The 19,323-nt window shown below is 59.8% G+C and carries 21 protein-coding genes; 10 read left to right on the forward strand and 11 right to left on the reverse strand.

Annotated features, from left to right (window positions below; translation table 11 throughout):
• Positions 1-22: 22 nt before the first annotated feature.
• From RMS95_RS06900 to RMS95_RS06935, 8 genes are all read right to left on the reverse strand, one after another.
• Positions 23-1,315 carry an FIST N-terminal domain-containing protein gene (locus RMS95_RS06900; RefSeq protein ID WP_310644769.1) on the reverse strand — a complete coding sequence of 431 codons (1,293 nt, stop codon included), beginning with the start codon at positions 1,313-1,315 and terminating at the stop codon, positions 23-25.
• Positions 1,312-1,953 (reverse strand): PhaM family polyhydroxyalkanoate granule multifunctional regulatory protein, encoded by a 642-nt coding sequence (locus tag RMS95_RS06905; protein WP_310644771.1) that lies wholly within the window; start codon positions 1,951-1,953, stop codon positions 1,312-1,314. Before RMS95_RS06905 ends, RMS95_RS06900 begins: the two co-directional genes overlap by 4 nt.
• A 49-nt stretch (positions 1,954-2,002) precedes the next feature.
• Entirely contained in the window at positions 2,003-2,512 is a 510-nt protein-coding gene (locus RMS95_RS06910) for a copper chaperone PCu(A)C (RefSeq protein WP_310644772.1), read from the reverse strand.
• 15 nt (positions 2,513-2,527) lie between these two features.
• The gene (locus RMS95_RS06915) at positions 2,528-2,995 is read right to left on the reverse strand and encodes a YcnI family protein (RefSeq protein ID WP_310644773.1); all 468 of its coding nucleotides are present in this window, start codon (positions 2,993-2,995) and stop codon (positions 2,528-2,530) included.
• Positions 2,996-3,105: 110 nt separating this feature from the next.
• Positions 3,106-5,415, reverse strand: a complete 2,310-nt coding sequence (locus tag RMS95_RS06920; RefSeq protein ID WP_310644775.1) for a TonB-dependent receptor — start codon at positions 5,413-5,415, stop codon at positions 3,106-3,108.
• Positions 5,416-5,556: 141 nt separating this feature from the next.
• Complete coding sequence (locus RMS95_RS06925) at positions 5,557-5,922, reverse strand: DUF2946 family protein (RefSeq protein WP_310644777.1); 366 nt, start codon at positions 5,920-5,922, stop codon at positions 5,557-5,559.
• Positions 5,923-5,947: 25 nt separating this feature from the next.
• The gene (locus RMS95_RS06930) at positions 5,948-7,306 is read right to left on the reverse strand and encodes a c-type cytochrome (protein WP_310644779.1); all 1,359 of its coding nucleotides are present in this window, start codon (positions 7,304-7,306) and stop codon (positions 5,948-5,950) included.
• Entirely contained in the window at positions 7,303-8,049 is a 747-nt protein-coding gene (locus RMS95_RS06935; protein WP_310644781.1) for a c-type cytochrome, read from the reverse strand. The genes RMS95_RS06930 and RMS95_RS06935 overlap by 4 nt, the downstream gene beginning before the upstream one ends.
• A 135-nt stretch (positions 8,050-8,184) precedes the next feature.
• Here RMS95_RS06935 and RMS95_RS06940 point away from each other — a divergent pair, with 135 nt between their 5' ends.
• From RMS95_RS06940 to RMS95_RS06955, 4 genes are all read left to right on the forward strand, one after another.
• Entirely contained in the window at positions 8,185-10,320 is a 2,136-nt protein-coding gene (locus RMS95_RS06940; RefSeq protein ID WP_310644783.1) for a TonB-dependent receptor domain-containing protein, read from the forward strand.
• A 102-nt stretch (positions 10,321-10,422) separates the two neighbouring features.
• Positions 10,423-10,788: a TraR/DksA family transcriptional regulator gene (locus RMS95_RS06945; RefSeq protein WP_310644785.1), complete on the forward strand. Its 366-nt coding sequence runs from the start codon at positions 10,423-10,425 to the stop codon at positions 10,786-10,788.
• Positions 10,789-10,815: 27 nt separating this feature from the next.
• Positions 10,816-11,184 (forward strand): hypothetical protein, encoded by a 369-nt coding sequence (locus RMS95_RS06950; protein WP_310644787.1) that lies wholly within the window; start codon positions 10,816-10,818, stop codon positions 11,182-11,184.
• A gap of 44 nt (positions 11,185-11,228) precedes the next feature.
• A complete protein-coding gene (locus RMS95_RS06955; RefSeq protein WP_310644789.1) occupies positions 11,229-11,642 on the forward strand; it encodes a VOC family protein in 414 nt (137 codons plus the stop codon).
• Between the two features lie 36 nt (positions 11,643-11,678).
• On the opposite strand, the gene RMS95_RS06960 is transcribed toward RMS95_RS06955, so the two are convergent.
• Positions 11,679-12,689 (reverse strand): fumarylacetoacetate hydrolase family protein, encoded by a 1,011-nt coding sequence (locus RMS95_RS06960; protein ID WP_310644791.1) that lies wholly within the window; start codon positions 12,687-12,689, stop codon positions 11,679-11,681.
• Positions 12,690-12,769: 80 nt separating this feature from the next.
• Here RMS95_RS06960 and RMS95_RS06965 point away from each other — a divergent pair, with 80 nt between their 5' ends.
• The 6 genes from RMS95_RS06965 to RMS95_RS06990 all read left to right on the forward strand — a co-directional run bounded on the left by RMS95_RS06965 (position 12,770) and on the right by RMS95_RS06990 (position 18,474).
• A complete protein-coding gene (locus tag RMS95_RS06965; RefSeq protein WP_310644794.1) occupies positions 12,770-13,546 on the forward strand; it encodes an IclR family transcriptional regulator in 777 nt (258 codons plus the stop codon).
• A 19-nt stretch (positions 13,547-13,565) separates the two neighbouring features.
• Positions 13,566-14,717, forward strand: coding sequence for a DUF3108 domain-containing protein (locus tag RMS95_RS06970; RefSeq protein ID WP_310644796.1), 1,152 nt, complete (start codon positions 13,566-13,568; stop codon positions 14,715-14,717).
• Between the two features lie 61 nt (positions 14,718-14,778).
• Complete coding sequence (locus RMS95_RS06975) at positions 14,779-15,060, forward strand: DUF3567 domain-containing protein (RefSeq protein ID WP_310644798.1); 282 nt, start codon at positions 14,779-14,781, stop codon at positions 15,058-15,060.
• Between the two features lie 76 nt (positions 15,061-15,136).
• Positions 15,137-15,982 carry a formyltetrahydrofolate deformylase gene (gene purU, locus RMS95_RS06980; RefSeq protein WP_310644800.1) on the forward strand — a complete coding sequence of 282 codons (846 nt, stop codon included), beginning with the start codon at positions 15,137-15,139 and terminating at the stop codon, positions 15,980-15,982.
• A 22-nt stretch (positions 15,983-16,004) separates the two neighbouring features.
• Positions 16,005-16,883: a LysR substrate-binding domain-containing protein gene (locus RMS95_RS06985; RefSeq protein ID WP_310644802.1), complete on the forward strand. Its 879-nt coding sequence runs from the start codon at positions 16,005-16,007 to the stop codon at positions 16,881-16,883.
• 88 nt (positions 16,884-16,971) lie between these two features.
• The gene (locus RMS95_RS06990; protein WP_310644804.1) at positions 16,972-18,474 is read left to right on the forward strand and encodes an FAD-linked oxidase C-terminal domain-containing protein; all 1,503 of its coding nucleotides are present in this window, start codon (positions 16,972-16,974) and stop codon (positions 18,472-18,474) included.
• On the opposite strand, the gene RMS95_RS06995 is transcribed toward RMS95_RS06990, so the two are convergent.
• The gene (locus RMS95_RS06995; protein ID WP_310644806.1) at positions 18,446-19,057 is read right to left on the reverse strand and encodes a GNAT family protein; all 612 of its coding nucleotides are present in this window, start codon (positions 19,055-19,057) and stop codon (positions 18,446-18,448) included. The genes RMS95_RS06990 and RMS95_RS06995 overlap by 29 nt on opposite strands.
• A 23-nt stretch (positions 19,058-19,080) precedes the next feature.
• On the reverse strand, positions 19,081-19,323 hold a 243-nt coding region (locus RMS95_RS07000), incomplete at its 5' end, for a HigA family addiction module antitoxin (RefSeq protein ID WP_310644808.1).

The following is a 19,323-nucleotide window of genomic DNA, read 5'->3' on the forward strand; positions in this document are numbered from 1 at the left end:
CTCAGGCCTTTTGCTTTGGGCACTAAGCTTCGGTGGTGAACACCGTCAACACGCCGGTGTACCCGTGCAATTCTTGGTGAGCAATTTCGCCCCCCGCAAAGAAGCCCACCAGCGGCACATCGCCCAAGGCGCGACGCACGATGTGCATCTCGGCACTCGGCCCCCCAAAATGCGGGCCACCACGCCCTGCACAGCTGACATAAATGGCACCCGCCATGCGCCGCGCGGGGTGCGGACTGGCCGACGTGTCGGCACTCAAGGTACCGGCCAACTCCGCCGTCATTTCTTCTGGCTCTAAGGCTTCACGAATTTCAGCACCGATGCGCATCAAATCGGCACGTGCGGCCGTTGGGTTGCGCTGACAAAACGTCAATCGCATGCCCGCTTCCACAGGCTGCCCGATGGCCACCGCTTCTTTGCCGGGGTCGATGCCAATGATGTGACGCACCAACACCACCTCGTCAAACTCGCCTGTGCGCTTGATCGTGGGGTGCCCCTCGGTGTCTTGCGCCGCCGACAGCCCCACCAAAGTCGCACGCACTTTGGGAATGGCCGTCTGTTTGTCTGCGAGGCTAATTTGCAAATCGCGCTCTAAGACCGTCAAAGCAGACTCGTTGTCCAACGTGAGCACCACGTTGTTGTCTGCCCCCGTGATGGTGTGCACTTTGGCCACGGGCAAACAGCCTTGGGTCACATGCGAAATCATGGCCACGTCAGCGTCGAACGCCACGCCACTTAATCCGCCATGAAACACGCCCGTGGCCTTGCCCTGACCGGCCACATTGCCATCGCCATTCAACGCAAACTGAACCACCTCTGTGCGGCTCGAGGCCAGCCCTCCAAACACATACCCGCTGGCCGTGCGTTGGGCCAGCTCGGCAATCAACTCGGGCACATCGGGCGTCTGAGCGTCAGCATGCAAAAGCGCCGTGTGTGGCTCAAAGCGACGGCCGCGTGCAGCGCCCACACCGGCCTGTGCGAGCGGTGCCACGCCACTGAACACACGGTAATGTTCGGGCGCGATGTCGCACAGCATCACGCTCAAGGCGGGCTCGTCAAAGTACTCCACATTGTTCGCCGCAATACCAACCCCCACCGTGCCTGCCCAATCGGTCACCTCGGGCAACTCAGCGCTCAAGAACGACAAAATCTCGGTCGCCTCCGTCGCGTAATGGTCGGTGATGTAGAGCAGCCCCAAGTGCGGCGCGGCGGCGTAATCGGGCAAGGCCATGTGAGCACGCAATTGCGCCAGCACCAAGCCTGCGGCCATTTGCCATTGCGGGTGCGTGGCGTGACCGTAGGGAAATAGTTTCATCGGGCCGCAGGTTTGGTGGCACTGGCGCGCTTCGTGGCAGGTTTGCGCACACGCTTCGCGGCGGGTTTGGCCTTCGCTTTGGGTTGAGGGCGGGCCTTCGCAGGTGGCGTCGTTGCAGCGCTGGCATGTGCACTGGCGCGCTGAGCCATGTCGGTCATGGCGTGCTTGGCGATGGTTTGAAACTGGTCGGTCAACGCCCCCCACCAATGTGCAGGGTCAATACCCGCAGCGTTGGGTTCACCGGCTTGCGGTTTGACCTCCGGCTCGGGTGCCGCCGCTTGTGGTTCAGGCGCTGGTGTGAAGGCGAATGGCGAGGCAGCGGTCGCGGCCTGAGGCTTGACCTTGAGTGACTCCGCCAAGTCATTGAAACTCATGTTCATGCCCTTCAAGGTCGCGAGGGTCATGCGCTGCACTTCCAAGGCTTGAATGGTGGCGCCCACCGCTTTGGCGTTTTGCTCCAGCCAAAACTGCACGGTTTTCAATTCTTGAATGCGCTTCTCTAACTCCTCAGGATCCAACGTGGGAGCCACCCAGCCCGGCGCTGCCGTCGACGCCGCAGCGCCGCCCGGTGTGAGATTTTTCAAAAAATCAAAGCCGGGTACGAACTTGGTGAAATCGAAACCGCTGGGGTTGCTCATGGCTGTCTCCTGTTGTCATTCCGAAGGGAATAGATGGTTGAATTAAACCTCAGTGTTTGTGGTCCCCATGATTGTGATCGCCATGGCTGCTGTGGTCATGGTTCATCCCCTGCATCATGGGCGGTTGCGCACTGACCGGCACTTTTAATTCGAGTTTGGACTTGACACCTTTGGCATCTTGAAACGTCAAGGTCAGGGGCACGGTGCTGTCCTTGGCCAAAGGCGCCTTCAGATCCATCAACATGACGTGAAAGCTGCCCGGCTTCAACGCCACGGCCTTGCCTGCGGGCAAGTCGAGCCCGTTCGGCAAGGCGGCCATCTTCATCACGTCTTTGTCCATCTTCATTTCGTGAATTTCGGCCACGCCTGCAGCAGGGCTACTCACGCCCACCAGTTTGGCGTTGTCTTTGGCCTTCAGGGTCATGAACGCGCCCGTGGCTTTTTGGCCCGTGACTGTGGCTCGCGCCCATGCGTCGGTGACAGTCACGTTTTGCGCAAAGGCGCTGGCGGCACACACGGTCGTGAATGCAGCAGCGATGAGGTGTTTAGAAAAACGCATGCGAACTCCTTGGAATTAATGATGATGCTCGTGCGCAGGTGCGGGCTGCACCTCCAGCAAAGCGGCGGGCGATTTCAAACCACGCGTCGAGGTGCCACTGACTGGCATTTCTGACCAATCATTTTGACCAGTCTCACACGTCTGCAACATCTTGATCCACAAGGTCCCCGCCTGATCGGGCAAGCGGCCCATGAAGGCAAACTCATCGAACTGATCGTCTGGCAATGCGGCGTCTTTGCTGGCGGCCGTCCAGCGCAGCTCCACCACGTCTTCGGTCACGGTTTTGCCATGGCTGTTGTACGGCGTGGCGAGTTTAGATTTGCGCGTGGCGATCACCCAGCCCGCTTTCGGCTGAGGCTTGGCACCTTGAAAACCGGCGGGCACTTGCACGATGAGCGCGTGGGTGGCAGACCCATTGCAGCCGTGGCCCACGCGCAAGGTGGCTTTGTAGTAGCTACCGGAAATAGCTTTGGGCTCGGACAAAACAACGTGCGCTTGTACACATGGAACGCTCGCAACGATTCCAATACTCACAGCCAATCGGCGGAGCAAATTTTTCATAAAAGATTCTTTCATTCGTGATCAGACTCAGATTACCTCAAGTCGTATCGCAGTTCACCAAAGAAGGTGCGCATGGGGTAAAGGTGGTAGTTCCAGTATTTGTAGTTGTTCAAGTTGTCGATGCCGCCGGCCACCGTCCATTGCTTATCGACCTTGTAGACCGCGCGAATATCCGCCACAAAGAACTTGCTCACGCCAGTGTAGGAAAACCCGTTGGTGTCCGCATTGTTCAAGCTGCCAAACTGGTGGCCGCTGTAGCGGGCACCGATGGAGGTGCTGAGTTGGTCATCCCACCGGTAATTGGCCAACACATTGCCACGCCATGCGGGTACTCGAGGCTGATATTTGTTGATGGTGTCGCCTGCACTCAGGACATATCCATCATTTTCTTTGATGCGCGAATCTACATAGGTCACGCTGCCTGACAGGTCTAAGCCACGCGTGATAACGTCACTGCCAAAGTAAGCGACCTCTAAGCCCGTGCTCTCCATTCGCTTGATGTTTTGCACGAAGGTACGGCTAGTTCCGTCTGAAAAGGTGTTGGTTTGCGAATAGATGGCGTCGCGGGTATTTTCAAAAAAACCCGTCACGCGCACAACACCGTTGCCCACATCTTTTTCAGCTGTCAACTCACTCGTCCATGAGCGTTCTGGTCGCAAATTAGGATCATTCAAAAACGTGGTGATCGAGCCAGACAGAGAGGTGTTGCCATACATCTCTTGCGCTGTGGGCATGCGCAAAGATCGACCGGTCGACGCTTTCAGCAACAAATCGGGGGCCCATTGGTGGGAAACTGAGACCTTGGGCGAGAAGTGCGTTTCTTGACGCGTGGCAAAAGTGTTGGTATTTGACGTCGTGGTGGCCACATAGCCATTACTGGCTTTCCAGTCCTCGGCCCTCAGACCCAGCACGGTTTTCCAAAGTGGGGCAAAGCGCCACGCATCTTGCACATACAAGCTCTGCATCTCGGTGTTACCACCCGCCTTGCTCGCCAAGCTCGTGGGTGCAGCGGCTTGCCAGTCTGTGGCTGTGTTTTGGGTGATGGTCTTGAGCGTGTAGCGGTCTTGCTGATAGCCAAAATCAAGGATGTGGGCACCCTTCACGCCCTCGGGGCGCCAAGTGCCTTTGAGCGCTAGGTTGCTCCAACCCGTGCCGTTTTGGTCGGTGATTTTTCCAGCCGTTGAATAGGTCGTGGGACCACTCAACGTCCCAGAGGCGCGATTCAAGTCTGTTTGGTAGTCATACAGGCTGGCCTTCAACTCCCAGTCAAAAACGTCTTGCGTGTTGGTCTTCAAAGAGAGCCCATGCATGACATGTGTCAGCGCTTCTTGCGACGCCGTGAAGGCAGGGACGGAATAGTTGCTAACGCCGTTGTTGACATTACCGTTGTAAACAGCCGCGCCCGTTGCCGCATTGCTGAGGTAGGTCGAGGGGCTGCCATTGCTGTTGTTTTGCCAGTAGCCTAGGGTATACGAAGCACGCAGCGTGGGCGAAAAATCGTAAGCCAGCTTGAGCTTGGCATGGTCTTGCACGGTGTGGTACTGGGTGGTGGTTCCCAGCACGTCAGAACGTGTCCCTGTGGTGCTCAACGCGCTAACCACGCCGTTGACGCGTGTTCCGGTCAACGTGCCCGTCGTAGGCGTTGCCCGCACAAACACCATGGGTTGACCGCTGCTATCCAGTCGGCTCACATTGAACCAATAAGACCAATCGCCGACCTTGCTGCCCAAGCTTGCACTGGCATTAGCGCCCCCAAAATGGGTGTCGGTGTTGTAGGTGTCAAAGCGCTGATTGAAGGCGCTGACTTTCATGTGCGCTTCAAATGAGGTGGGCATACGTGTGACATAGTCGATCACGGCACCCACCGAGTTCCCTGGATAAGCCGCAGAAAACGGCCCATACATCACATCCACACGCTCAATTTCTTCAGGCGTCACCAAGCCCCAACGCGGCGCATTGGTGGCGGAGTTGCCCAAGTAGTTGGACAACAAAATGCCATCGGCATACACCGCACTGCGCGCGGGGTTGTTGGCCCCTGAAGCGCGGCTGGCCAATACCGCATGGTTGTAATCACCGATGTAGCGTTTGCGTACCGACAAACTGGGCAAATATTTCAGCGCATCCTCACTGTCGGTGGCATTGATCGTTTCAGCGATTTGTTTCGCCGTCACCGATTCGAGGGTGGTGGGGATTTGCGTCGGCAGCGAGGACGGCAGGCCCGACGTGATGACCACCATGCCCAATTCTTTCGACGGGGATGCGTCTTGGGCCTTCGCAGCGGCCGCGAACCCCAACACGATGGCCAGGGACAAAGGGGTTAAAACAAATTTCGTGTGTTCCATGAATGACTTTCAACATGAGCCCCACACACGGTCAACGTGGCGGCGACTCCTCAGATATTTCGGCCTATGCAAGCGCCCAACGCGCAGCACGAAGCCAACCAACCAGGGCAAGACTCAAAAGCCTTGCGCCCGCTTAAAACATCAGAGAGAAAGTGCAGGCGGCCCGCGCGAGGGCAGCGGCGGGGCTGTCACAGACGCGATGTGCGCTGCCGCCAAGGGCTCAAGCGCATGGGCCAGCGCTGAAGGCGCAGGCTGCGTGAGCGCGGTGTTCAGCGCAGGGGGCGGCGCTGAGAAAGAGGCACACAACGGGCAATCCAGCGTGTGGCTGGTGGCCGCGACACCGGCGTCATCGCCCTGCACCACCAGCTTCATGCTGCCGGTGCTGGTACAGACCAAGTCCATCGCTTGCGGATTGACCATGGGCGAGGCAATCGCGACACCGACAGACAACGCAAACCACACCAGCACAAAGCGGGTGAGGTTGAGAGCGTGGCGCAGGTGTTGCATAGGCCTAGATTCTAGAGTGCCCGCGTCAGTGCACTTGCAGCACCCGCACGCGCCCCACATCAAACTCGGTCACGGTCGAGCCCGTGTTGCCCCATTGCTGGCGGATGTGGGTCAACACATCGGCCATATCGCGGTCGCTGAGGGTGAGCACAAACGGCGGCATGCCAAAGGGTTGCGGTTGGGCATGGGTGACGGGCGAGAAACCGCCGTACGTGAGGTTTTGCACCAAGTTGCTGATCTGGGGCATCACCACGGCGCGGTTACCCGCCAACGGTGGATAGGCCATGCCGCGTGTGCCGTTGGCCAACACAACCGACTGGCCTTGGCCTTGATCGCCGTGGCACTGCGCACATTGGTCTTTGTAAATGGCCGCGCCGTTTTGGGCGCTGCGCAAACTGACTTTGCGCACTGGCGCAGGGGCGTCTTGTTCCGTGGGCTCGCGCAACGCCACTTGGGCGCGCGCTTGCAAGTAGGTGGCCATGGCCTGCAAATCAGCCTCGGTCAAATGCTGCGTGCCGTTTTGCACAACTTCCGCCATCGGCCCGTTCACCCACGCTTTCGGTGCGCTGCCGGTTTGCAACAGGCGCACGATGTCCGTCAACGGGGTGGTTGCCAACTGAGTTTCTTGGGCGCTCAACAACGACGGTGCGTACCAATTGGCACCGGGCATCAGGCCACCGCTCATGTCGTCCAAATCGCCACTGGCACCTAAGTTGTCGCGAGGGCTGTGGCAGGCCGCGCAATGCCCCAAGCCTTGCACCAAGTAGGCGCCGCGGTTCCATGCGGGCGATTGCTGGGCGTCCGCCGTGAATTGGGCGGGTTTGAAATACATGCTGCGCCACACCGCAAAAGCGGCTTGCGTGCCCAGCGGCCAGCGCAAGGTGTGCGCAGGCACCACATTGGCGACAGGCGCCAAACTTTGGAAATAGGCAAACAAGGCATCGGCATCAGCACGGGTCACCAAGCTGGTGTGGTTGTAGGGAAAGACAGGCGCCAGCAAGCGCCCGTCTTTGGAGCGTCCGTGGTGCAAAGCACGCCAAAAATGTTGCGCATTCCACGTGCCCAAACCGGTGTCAACATCGGGCGTCAAGTTGCTGGCGTAGACCTTGCCAAAGGGCGTGTCCAGCGCTCGGCCGCCGGCATAAGGCGCTTGGCCTGCGACGGTGTGACACGAGACGCAATTGCCAGCACGCGCGAGATACGCGCCTTGCGCCACGCGATCAGACACCGTATGCGTAGCGTCTGTGGCCGCAGAGGTTTGGCCTCGGGCAAGCTCGGCCGCCGCCTCGTCGCGTGTGTCCACGCCATCGGCGAAGTTGTCCCACACCACCCACGCAGCGAGCGCCACGCACACCGCCAGAATCAGTGCAAATACGCGCTTCATGGCTGGGCTCCCTGCAAAGGTGCGCTGCCACAGCTCCAGCTGGCTTGGGTGACTAATTCGCCTGAGACGGGGCGCTGAGTCCAACTCGCACGCAAGGTGCTCAAGCTCACAGGCGAGGTGTCCGCGGGCAAGGGCTGGCGGGCCAAATATTGCGCCACGGCCATCAGATCATCAGCGTTCAAACGCTTCACCACCTGCGCCATGCAGTCGGGCGCGTGGGCACGGCGTTGGCCCGATTGCCACGCGCCGAGTTGGCCGTTCAAATAATCCAGCGGTAGGCCCAACAGGCCCGGCACGTTGGGCATCACGCCCGTGAGTTGCGCGCCATGGCACGACACACAGGCGGGCACGCCACGTGCTGCATCGCCCGCCAACGTCAGTGCGCGTCCACGCGCCAACAACGCAGCGGGCACGCTGGCCGCACTCAACGCAGGCGCGGGGTACGGCACTTTGAGGCTGGAAAAATACTGCGCCATGTCGCGCAAATAGGCATCCGGCAAAGGCTCAATCAACCGCGCCATCAGGTCGTACTGGCGGCGGCCTTGCTGGAAGTTTTGCAATTGGTTGAACAAATAGCCCGCAGGTTTGCCCGCCAAGCGCGGGTAATAACCGTCAGGCCCCGCCTTGCCCTGCTCGCCGTGGCAGTAGGTGCAAGCCCGTGTGCGCTCGGCCATGCTGGTGTCAAACGCCTGCGCGGCGGTGCTGAAAATGCCACACAAGGCAGCGAACCAAATCAATTTCATAGCCCCCATTCTTTCAGATGGCGTCACGCACGCCATGAATACCCCAAACACGGCATAGGTTTTGCAAACTCAGCCACACACCATCCCACGCCCTGTTTTGAAACACACACCTGCCAGCGCGCACCAAACCAACACATGATTGCCCCAAGACGCAACGCGCCACGCTTGCGATTGCACATGTTTGGTGCAATCGCTTGCATCCATCGCCATGCTGCGATTGGCGCAGCTGTCTGTGCCTGCGTCGCGCTGAGCGCCAACGCCGATGGCCTGCATGCCACATCGCTGACGCACACGGTGCTGCCGGAGGTCGACGTGGTGGGACAGGACGAGGGCACCCCACTGGGCAGCAGCGACGCCGCATCGCAAGGTGTCATCGGTGCGCAGCAACTGGGCAACCGCCCCCTGCCACGCCCCGCCGAGGTGTTGGAGCACATCCCGGGCATGGTGGTCACCCAGCATTCAGGGGACGGCAAGGCCAACCAATATTTCTTGCGCGGCATCAACCTCGACCACGGCAGCGATTTCGCCACCACCGTCAACGGCGTGCCCGTGAACTTGCCCACTCACGCCCACGGACAAGGCTACAGCGACCTGAATTTTTTGATCCCCGAATTGGTCCAGCGCGTGGACTACCGCAAAGGCCCTTACGCGGCGGGCGATGGCGACTTTGCATCGGCGGGTGCCGCGAATGTGGTGTACCGCACACGCCTCGCACAACCCTTTGCCGACCTCACGCTGGGCCCGCACGGCTACCAGCGTGGTGTAGCCGCAGGCTCCGCTGACATCGGCGAAGCCCTGCACCTGCTGGCCGCCGTGGAAGGACTGAACAACAACGGGCCGTGGCACACGCCCCAAGGCCTGCGCCAACGTAACGCGCTGCTCACGCTCAGCAGCGGGACGGCGGCCCAAGGCAGCGCCATCAGCCTGTCGGCCTACAGCGCACACTGGACGGCCACCGACCAAGTGCCACAACGTTTGCTTGATGCGGGCAGTTTGCAAGGCCAAGCCTTTGGCCGCTTTGACACGCTGGACCCCAGCGACGGCGCCAGCACCTCCCGCACCAGCGTGTCGGGCGAGTGGCACCAACGCGATGACCGCGCCGCCACACAACTGCGTTGGTACGCGGTGCAATACGACCTGGCCCTGTATTCCAACTTCACCTACCAAACCGCCTCCAACGGCACCGGCAACAGCGATCAATTTGCCCAGCGCGACCAACGCCAAGTGCTGGGCGGCACACTGTTTCACTCATGGGTGGTGGACGGTTTGGGCCACGGCGCAGCAGTCAACACCGTGGGCTTGCAGCTGCGGCAAGACCGCATCCGTGCGGGTCTGTTCAACACCACGCAACGCATGGTCACCGCCGCCGTGCGTGATGACGAGGTGACACAAACCCTGGCCGGTCTCTACGCCCAAAACGACACACCGTGGACGCCATGGCTGCGCACGGTCACGGGCTTGCGCATCGATCAATTTCAGGCGCAAGTGCACAGCCTGTTACCAGCTAACCCCACGTTTGGCAGCGACAGCCAGCAGCTCTCGCCCAAACTCTCGGTCATCTTGGGGCCTTGGGCGCACACCGAGTTGTTCATCAACAGCGGGGTCGGGTTTCACAGCAACGACGCGCGCAGTACCGCGCCCAGTGCATCGCCCGTCTCGGGCCTGACACGCTCGCGTGGCGACGAGATCGGCCTGCGCAACCAGGTGAGCGAGACGCTGCAAACCGCCATCGCTTTGTGGCGTCTGCGCTTTGATGCGGAGCTGGTTTATGTGGGCGACGCAGGCACCACCGAAGCCGGTCGACCCAGCCAACGCCAAGGTGTGGAATGGAGCACCCGCTGGACGCCCGACCCCCACTTCGGTTTGGATGCCAACGTTGCCTGGACCCGCCCACGCTACAGCGATGCCAGCCCCGACGGCGCTTTCATTCCCAACGCGGTGCAACGCGTCGGCCATGTGTCGGCGGCGTGGCAACACATCGGCCCATGGTCGGCCAGCCTGACGTGGCGTTACATCGGCCCCGCCGCATTGTTGGCCGACAACAGCATGCGTTCTCGCGCCAACATCAGCAGCAACCTGCGCCTCACGCGCCACGTCAGCGCAGACACCGACGTGTCGCTGGATGTCTTGAATGTGTGGAACCGCGCCAACGACGACATCCAATACGCCTACGCCTCGCAGCTCGCGGGCGAGACGGCGCCCGTGCTGGACCGCCACCTTCACCCCGCCGAGCCGCGCACTTGGCGGCTGCACACACGCCTGCGTTTTTAGCCGCCAAACCACCCATACGGGGCGTTCGTGGATTTGTTGATGTACATCAACAACTGAAAAAACCGAAAAGATCATCATCAAAGTGCTAACCAAGGAACTTTGATGACCCCCACCGAAACCGATCGCATCAAACGCATGCTTGAAACGCTGCGGGCACATGTGTTGGCACGCATTGCCGAGCAACGCGGCGGCGTGCACAGCCGTGCCGATGTGGCTGCCGAGCAATTTGCGCCCACGCAGGACTCGCATGCGCAAACCATCACCGAGCGCGACATCGCGCTGGCCATCAGCGAGCACGAAACCCAAGAACTCGCCAACATCGATGCCGCACTGCAGCGCTTGGCAGCGGGCACGTACGGCCAATGCATCGCATGCGGCCAAGAGATTGCCACCGCTCGACTCAAAGCTTGGCCCGATGTGGCCCGCTGCATCACATGCCAGCAGCAAGCCGAAACCACGCACCCTTAAACCCCCGATTACCCCTGAAAGCTTGATATGACCACTTTTCACGCCGTCGTTTGGATGGATTACCAAGAAGCCCATGTGCTGATGTTTGACCGCGAACACGCCGAGGCACAACGCGTCAAATCGCGCAGCCACCACACGCACCAAGGCAAGCCGCTGGATACGCCCGCTTTTTATGCCGACATTGCCCGCGCCTTGACCGGCACCCACGAGGTGCTGCTGACCGGCCCTGGCTTGGCACGCAAAGAATTTGGGGATTGGTGCAAGCAACACCACACCGGCATTCAGATCGTCGGCAGCGTGGCCACTGATCACCCCAGCGACGCGCAACTGGTCGCCATGGCACGTCAGTATTTCAAGAAGTTCGATGGCATGGCGGGGAACGCGGTCACGTCATAAGCCAGACGCGGACAAGGCCAAGCGCTGCTGCTATGCTTTTAGGCATGCGCAGCCTTTTTCATTTCGCCTTCAACGTCACTGATCTCAACACCGCACGCCATTTTTATGGCGACTTGCTGGGCTGCACCGAGGGTCGCAGCACAGAAACGTGGGTGGACTTTGACTTTTACGACCATCAAATCTCGCTCCACTTGGGCGAGCCTTTGAAAACGCAAAACACAGGCCGCGTGGACGGCAAACTGGTGCCCATGCCGCACTTTGGTTTGGTGCTCAACCTGCCCGACTGGCAGGCCATGGCTGAGCGCCTCAAAGCGGCAGGTACCGCCTTTGTTTTAGAGCCCCATTTGCGCTTTGCGGGTCAGCCCGGCGAGCAATGGACCATGTTCTTTTTAGACCCCTTCGGCAACCCCTTGGAGATCAAAGGATTTGCCGACTTAGAGACGGTCTACGGCGCTTAAGCCACAAAGTCATCCGGCGCCGCCTGATGCTTTGGGTCAGCCCTCGAACTCGGTGATTTTTTGGTCGATGGCGCCAAACACGGTTTGGCCGTCTTTGCCCTTGACTTCAATGCGGATCGTGTCGCCAAACTTCATGAAGTCGGTGCTGGGCTTGCCATCCAAAATGGTTTCGATGGCGCGCTTCTCAGCGATGCAGCTGTAGCCCTTGGGCCAGTCTTTTTTGCCCTTGACTTCGACACCTTGGTTGCTGACCGTGCCGCTGCCGATGATGGAGCCCGCGCGCACATGGCGCGTTTTGCACAGGTGTGCAATGAGCTGACCAAAGTGAAACGTCATGTCGGGGCCCGCATCGCACATGCCGACCTTGCGGCCATTCCAAGTGGACTGCACCGTCAAGTGCAAACGGCCTTTGTCCCATGCGTCGCCCAACTCATCGAGCGTCACCGCCACGGGGCTGAACGCGGTGGCGGGCTTGCTTTGCACAAAGCCAAAGCCTTTGGCCAACTCATCGGGAATCAAATTGCGCAGCGACACATCGTTGGCGAGCATGACCAAACGGATGCGACCCAGCGCTTGCTCAGGTGTGGCGCGCATGGGCACATCGCCCGTGATCACGGCCACCTCGGTCTCAAAGTCGATGCCATAGGCTTCGCTGGCGCACACCACAGGGTCTTGGGGGCCGATGAAGTCGTCGCTGCCGCCTTGGTACATCAACGGATCGGTGTAAAAACTGGCGGGCACTTCTGAGTTGCGCGCGGCGCGGACCAGCTCCACATGGTTGATATAGGCCGAGCCATCGGCCCACTGGTAAGCGCGCGGCAGCGGCGCCATGCACAAGGCAGGATCGAAGGGGAAGGCGTGACGCACTTTGCCTTGGTTCAAGGTGTCGTAGAGGTCTTGCAATTGGGGAGCCAAAAAGTCCCAGTCGTCCAGCACCTGCTGCAAACGCGTGGCAATGCCCGTCGCATAATGTGCAGTGCTTAAATCACGCGACACCACCACGAGTTGGCCGTCGCGTGATCCGTCTTTGTAGGTGGCCAGTTTCATAGATGTTGTCCTCAGGCAGAATTACGCATTGATGAATTGATTTACTTAATCATAATTCCAAATTCAACCTTGAGGCTCCCATGAAAGAACGCGCAGGCATTCAATCCGTCGAAGTTGGCTTTGCCTTACTCGACGTGCTGGCCAAAGCAGAAGGCCCCTTGATGCTGCGCGATTTGGCGGCGGCAGCCCACATGAGCGCAGCCAAAGCCCACCGCTATTTGGTGAGTTTCCAACGGTTGGCCCTCGTGCAACAAGACAGCGCCTCCACCCGTTACGACCTCGGCCCGAGCGCCTTGCAACTGGGCTTGGCCGCATTGTCACGACTCGACCCCGTCAAGCTGGCCCGTGAACGCATGGTGCCGCTGATGGCGGAAATTGGCCATACCGTGGCGTTGGCGGTTTGGGGCAACCAAGGCCCGACCATCGTCCACTGGCAAGAGTCGCCTCACGCGATGACCATTTTGCGGCTGGGCGATGTGATGCCCTTGCTCACCTCCGCCACCGGTCGTTGCTTTGCCGCCCACATGCCGCGCGACTTGACTGGACCGATGCTGAAAACTGAAATCGCCAACGCGCAAAAAATGAAGCGCCACGATGTGCCCACCACCCAAGCCGAAGCCAACGCCATGCTGAACGAAGTCCGCCAACACGGCATCGCGCGGGTGGTGGACGTGCTGCTGCCGGGCGTGGTGGGCTTTTGCGCCCCCGTGTTCGACTCGGACGGTCATTTGGTGCTGGGCATGGTGTCGCTTGGCCCCGCCTCGAACTTTGATGCCGACTGGAAAGGCGCGCCCGCCCAAGCGCTGCGCCAAGCGGCGCAATCGCTGTCCGCCGAATTAGGGCATCACGCGGCTTGATACGCGGACACATGCCACCGTGTTGACCACACCCGCCACGCCCCACCTCAAGCGCTCGCACGCGACGCTGTTGGTGCTGGCCGTGTTGCTGCTGCATTGGTGGGTGCTCGCAGGCGCACCTTTGTGGTGGTCGCCAGAAAAGCGGCAAACCCTGCGCCCTCAAGCGATGGTGACGCGCACCATCGAGGCCAGCACGCCACGCGCAGCGCAGGTGCCCACAGTGAAACCCAACCGCATGGTGCGAACGCCCCCGCCCGATTTACCTCAGCCGCCCCAAGCTCAGTCCTTGGTTGACGCCCAAGAACACCCACAGCACGCGTCAGAACTCAGTGCCACCACGCCCCATGCTGCGTCAGCCTCGATGGCCAAGCCAGACACGCCGCCTTTGGCCTCCTCGCAAGAGCTCGCCGACTTGACCGCTCCCGTCGCCCTGCCCGCCCGCAGCGCCTCGGCGGTCGATTTGCCGCCCTTTAAACGCGCGGCGAGCAACGCCCCCGACGCCCCGAGCTTCACCGAGGTCACCAGCTTCAAAGCCCCCGCCTCCACGGTGCTGACGTACAGAATGCAAGGTCAGTCCAAAGGGCTGACTTATTGGGCCACTGGCGAGTTGCTGTGGCAGCAAGACGGCCAGCGCTACGACGCCAAGTTGGAGGTGAGCGCCTTTTTAATCGGCACGCGCACGCAAACCAGCACAGGCACCTTGGGCCCAGAGGGCTTGATGCCCACGCGCTTTGGCGACAAATCGCGCAGCGAGCTGGCAGCGCATTTCCAGCGCGACAAAAACATCATCAGCTTCAGCGCCAACAGCCCCAGCGTGCCCTTGCTCAAAGGCGCGCAGGACCGCTTGAGCGTGATCATTCAACTCGGCGCGCTGTTGGCGGGCGACCCCGCGCGTTACCCGACGGGCACCATGTTGTCGTTCCAAACCGCGTCGCAGCGCGAGGCCGAGGTGTGGCAATTCAGCGTCGAAAAGGAAGAAACGCTGCAACTGCCCTACGGCAGCGTGGTGGCCGTCAAGCTCAACCGCAGCCCGCGCCGCGAATTTGACCAGCGCATTGAGGTGTGGCTGGCCCCCGAATTCGGCTATTTGCCCGTGCGCCTGCGCGTCACCAACGCCAACGGCGACTGGATTGACCAGACACTCAAAGGTGTTGAAAAGCCCTCCCCTTGAATTTGAACTTTTCAATCCGATATCCTAGGGGTGTGATTTGATTTTTCTCGAAAGACCTGCGATGGACATGCTCTACAACTCCGACACCTATTCCGTGATGCACCTGCAAGTGCAAGACGACGCGTCGGTACCCGTGCGCCCCGATGTGCCGGTGTTGGCCCGCCACGGCTTTGAGATTGTCGACAAGCGCACCGGCAAAGAACTGTTCCTAGAAGGCTCATGGGCCGAGCAGTTTCAAGCCCACCTGCGCGCTTGGCAAGAAAACTCGCCCACCCAAGAAGAGGTGGAAGACACCTTAGCGGGCTACGCCGAGTTGGCACAAAACCCTGTGCTGGTGCATTGAGCCAGTCTGCCACCCAATTCAAGGGGCGCTTTGAGCGCCCCTTTTTCATGGGTGCACCAAATCTACAATCAGCACCATGACCGCTTACATCCTGAATTTGTCTTGCCCTGACCGCCAGGGCATCGTGCACGCCGTTTCTGGCTTTTTGCTAGAACGCCATGGCAACATCGAAGAGGCCGCGCAGTACAACGACCCCGACACGGGTTTGTTCTTCATGCGTGTGCAATTTGCTTGTAGCGCGGTGGGTCAAGCCGATTTGCGTGCACAACTGGCCACCCTCGCCGACACATTCGGCATGAAGTGGACCTTGCACGACACCACCCAGCCCATGCGCACGGTGTTGATGGTCAGCAAAGAAGGCCATTGCCTGAACGACTTGTTGTTCCGCTGGAAAAGCGGTCTGCTGCCCTTGGACATTCGCGCCATCGTCAGCAACCACCGCGAGTTCTACCAACTGGCGGCTAGCTACAACGTGCCGTTTCATCACATTCCTGTCACGGCGGCCACCAAAGCGCAGGCGGAAGCCAAGCAGTTCGAGGTCATCGAGTCCGAAGGGGCCGAGTTGGTCGTGCTGGCGCGTTACATGCAAATTTTGAGCGACGACTTGTGCAAAAAATTGGCCGGTCGCGCCATCAACATTCACCACAGCTTTTTGCCCAGTTTCAAAGGCGCCAAACCGTACTACCAAGCGCACGACCGTGGTGTGAAGCTGATTGGCGCCACCGCCCATTACGTGACGGCCGACTTGGACGAAGGCCCCATCATTGAGCAAGACGTGGCCCGCGTGGACCACAGCAAAACCGTGGAAGACTTCACCGCCCAAGGCCGTGACACCGAGAGCCAAGTGCTGGCCCGCGCCGTCAAGTGGCACAGCGAGCACCGCGTGTTGATCAACGGTCACAAGACCGTGATCTTCAAATAAGCGCGCGCCCCGCTTGGCGACCATGAGCCCCAACCGCATCCCGCCTATTCAGTGCTTGCTCACGTTTGAGGCGTTGGCGCGCCTGCGTTCGGTCACGCAGGCGGCTGAGGAGTTGTGCGTCACGCCCAGCGCGGTGAGCCACCGCGTGAAGCAGTTGGAACAATTGCTGGGCGTCAAGCTGTTTGGTCGCGCCGATTTTTCGCTCACCACCGAGGGCAGCGAGTACTTAGCCCATGTGCGCGAAGGCTTGACGATTCTGGAGCGCTTCCCAGGCAAAGACGGCAGCAGCAACAACAGCAAACGCAAACTGCGTTTGGCCGTGACGCCGACTTTCGCACGGTCGATCTTGATGCCACGCCTGCGCCAATTTGCCGAGGCCTACCCCGAGATCGACATCACGCTGCAAGTGAGCATTCCGCTGCTGGACGTGGTGGCCGAAGACGCCGACCTGACCATCCGATTCGGCACGGGCCGTTACGCCGATGTGGAGCATGTGTGTCTCATGAAAGACGATGTGACGCCCTTGGCCTCACCCGCCTACATCCGCGAGCATGGGCCGTTTGACAGTCCTGAAGACTTGGCAGATACCACCCTGTTGCGCAGCCCACTGGAGCCTTGGCGCACTTGGTTTGCCGCGCACGACCTCGATTGGCCCGAACCCATAGACGGCAGCAGCTTCAACGACATTGGCTTGATGTGCGATGCCGCGGCGCAAGGCTTGGGCGTGGGCTTGGTGCGTTTGAAACTTGGCGCGCCTTGGCTAGAAAACGGCACACTGGTGCGTATTTTTCCGCGCCAAGTGCCCAGCCCCCATGGGCATTACCTGTGCTGGCGCACAGGCGCCATGGACCGCTGGGAATGTGCGGCGTTTGCGGAATGGCTGCAAAAGGCCGTGCCTTAGCGTTTGTTTTGGTGAAACAAAACCATTTCAATCGACGCTGAAACTTTCTTCACGCGTCGCCCCCAAGTTTTGCCTTAAAGTGAGGCGTATGAACGCCCCACTCACGATCGACCAGCAAAACACCCTTGCCCGCGCGGAGCGCCAAGCCCAAGTGGTGCAAGCGCTGCTGCAAGTGCTGCCACAGCACGCCCTGCTCTACACCACCGAGGACACTGTGCCTTACGAGTGCGACGGCCTCACCGCCTACCGCGCCCGCCCCATGTGCGTGGCCCTGCCCGAAACGGTGGATCAAGTGCAAGCCGTGCTCAAGGCCTGCTACGCGCTCGATGTACCCGTGGTCGCACGCGGCGCAGGCACAGGCCTGTCGGGTGGCGCGATGCCGCACACCATGGGTGTGACGCTGTCACTGGCCAAGTTCAACCAAATTCTCAACATCGACCCGTTCGCACGAACGGCGGTGGTGCAGTGCGGGGTACGCAACCTGGCCATCAGCGAAGCGGTGTCCAAGTTTGGTTTGTATTACGCGCCTGACCCATCCAGCCAAATTGCTTGCACCATTGGCGGCAACGTTGCCGAGAACTCGGGTGGCGTGCATTGTTTGAAATACGGCCTGACCGTACACAACGTGCTCAAGGTCAAAGGCTTCACCGTGGAAGGCGAACCCGTTGAGTTTGGCGGCGACGCCCTCGACGCACCGGGCCTTGACCTGTTGCCCGTGATCGTGGGCAGCGAAGGTATGTTGGCGGTGACCACCGAAGTGACCGTCAAGCTCGTGCCCAAGCCTCAGTTGGCCCGCTGCATCATGGCCAGCTTTGACGATGTGCGCAAAGCGGGCGACGCCGTGGCTGCGGTGATTGCAGCAGGCATCATCCCCGCCGGCTTAGAGATGATGGACGGCCCCATGACCGCCGCCGTGGAAGACTTTGTGCACGCCGACTACGACCTGAGCGCCGCCGCCATTCTGCTGTGCGAGAGCGACGGCACACCCGAAGAAGTGGAAGAAGAAATTGGCCGCATGAGCGATGTGCTGCGCGGCTGCGGTGCCACCGCCATTGCCGTGAGCCGCGACGAAGCACAACGCATGAAATTTTGGAGCGGTCGCAAAAACGCATTCCCCGCCTCGGGCCGCATCAGCCCCGACTACATGTGCATGGACAGCACCATTCCGCGCAAGCGTTTGGCCGACATCTTGGAAGCCATTCAAGAGATGGAAAAAAAATACGCCCTCAAGTGCCTGAACGTGTTCCATGCAGGCGATGGCAACTTGCACCCACTGATTCTGTTTGATGCCAACGACCCCGACCAAATGCACCGCTGCGAACAATTTGGCGCAGACATCTTGGAAACCAGTGTGGCCATGGGCGGCACGGTGACGGGCGAGCACGGCGTGGGCATCGAGAAGGTGAACAGCATGTGCGTGCAGTTCAGCGCCGAAGAAAACGAACAGATGTTTGGCGTCAAGCGCGCCTTTGACAGCAAGGGTTTACTGAACCCCGGCAAGGTCATCCCCACCCTGCACCGCTGTGCCGAATACGGCAAGATGTTGGTGCGTGCGGGGCAGATTAAGCATCCGGATTTGCCGCGGTTTTAAATTTAGCCAACTTGGCCTGCAAGTTGTTTTTCACTGCAGGCCATTCATTCGCGATGATGGAATACACGACCGTGTCGCGAATGGAGCCATCTTTCAAAATTTGATGGCTTCTTAAGATGCCGTCTTGTTTAGCGCCAAGTCGCTCAATCGCACGGCGCGATGTTTCGTTGAAAAAGTGCGTGCGGAACTCCACCGCATTGGCCTGTTGCTCTTCAAACCAATATTGCATCAGCAAGTATTTGGCTTCTGTGTTGATCGCTGTGCTTTGCGCTGATTTGGCGTACCAGGTGTAACCAATCAATCCTCGCTTGTGCGATGGTTCTACGTTGTAAAAGCGGGTTGTGCCGACAACTTTTTGCGTTTTGAGGTCTCTGACTACAAAAGCCATATTGCCATTGGTCGAGGCCTTTATAGCCGCATCGACATAGCTCGTCATCTCTTTGGGCGATGGCACACTGGCATACCAAAGCTGCCAAAGTTCGCCGTCAATCACGGCGTCTTTGAGCCCGTCGACATGCGAATGCGTCAAAGGCTCAAGGACGACAAAACGGCCTCTCAACGAAACACTGAGCTTCTCAGTCATCTGTGATTGAAAATTCGAGAGCGTTAAGCCGCCAGCAAATTACAACGCTGAATCTTTGCCAGCGCTTCGCCCATCGACTCACGTGCAATTGCCATGTCGTAGTTTGTCTGGCCACGCAGCCACCAGCCATCACTCAAACCAAAGTAGCGGCACAAACGCAAGTCTGTATCGGCGGTGATCGACCGCTTGCCCGCCACAATTTCACCAATGCGCTGTGCAGGCACACCAATTTCCTTGGCGAGTCGATATTTGCTCAAACCCAAGGG

Origin of the sequence: Limnohabitans sp. (assembly GCF_031539175.1) — a bacterium.
Classification (GTDB): domain Bacteria; phylum Pseudomonadota; class Gammaproteobacteria; order Burkholderiales; family Burkholderiaceae_C; genus Limnohabitans.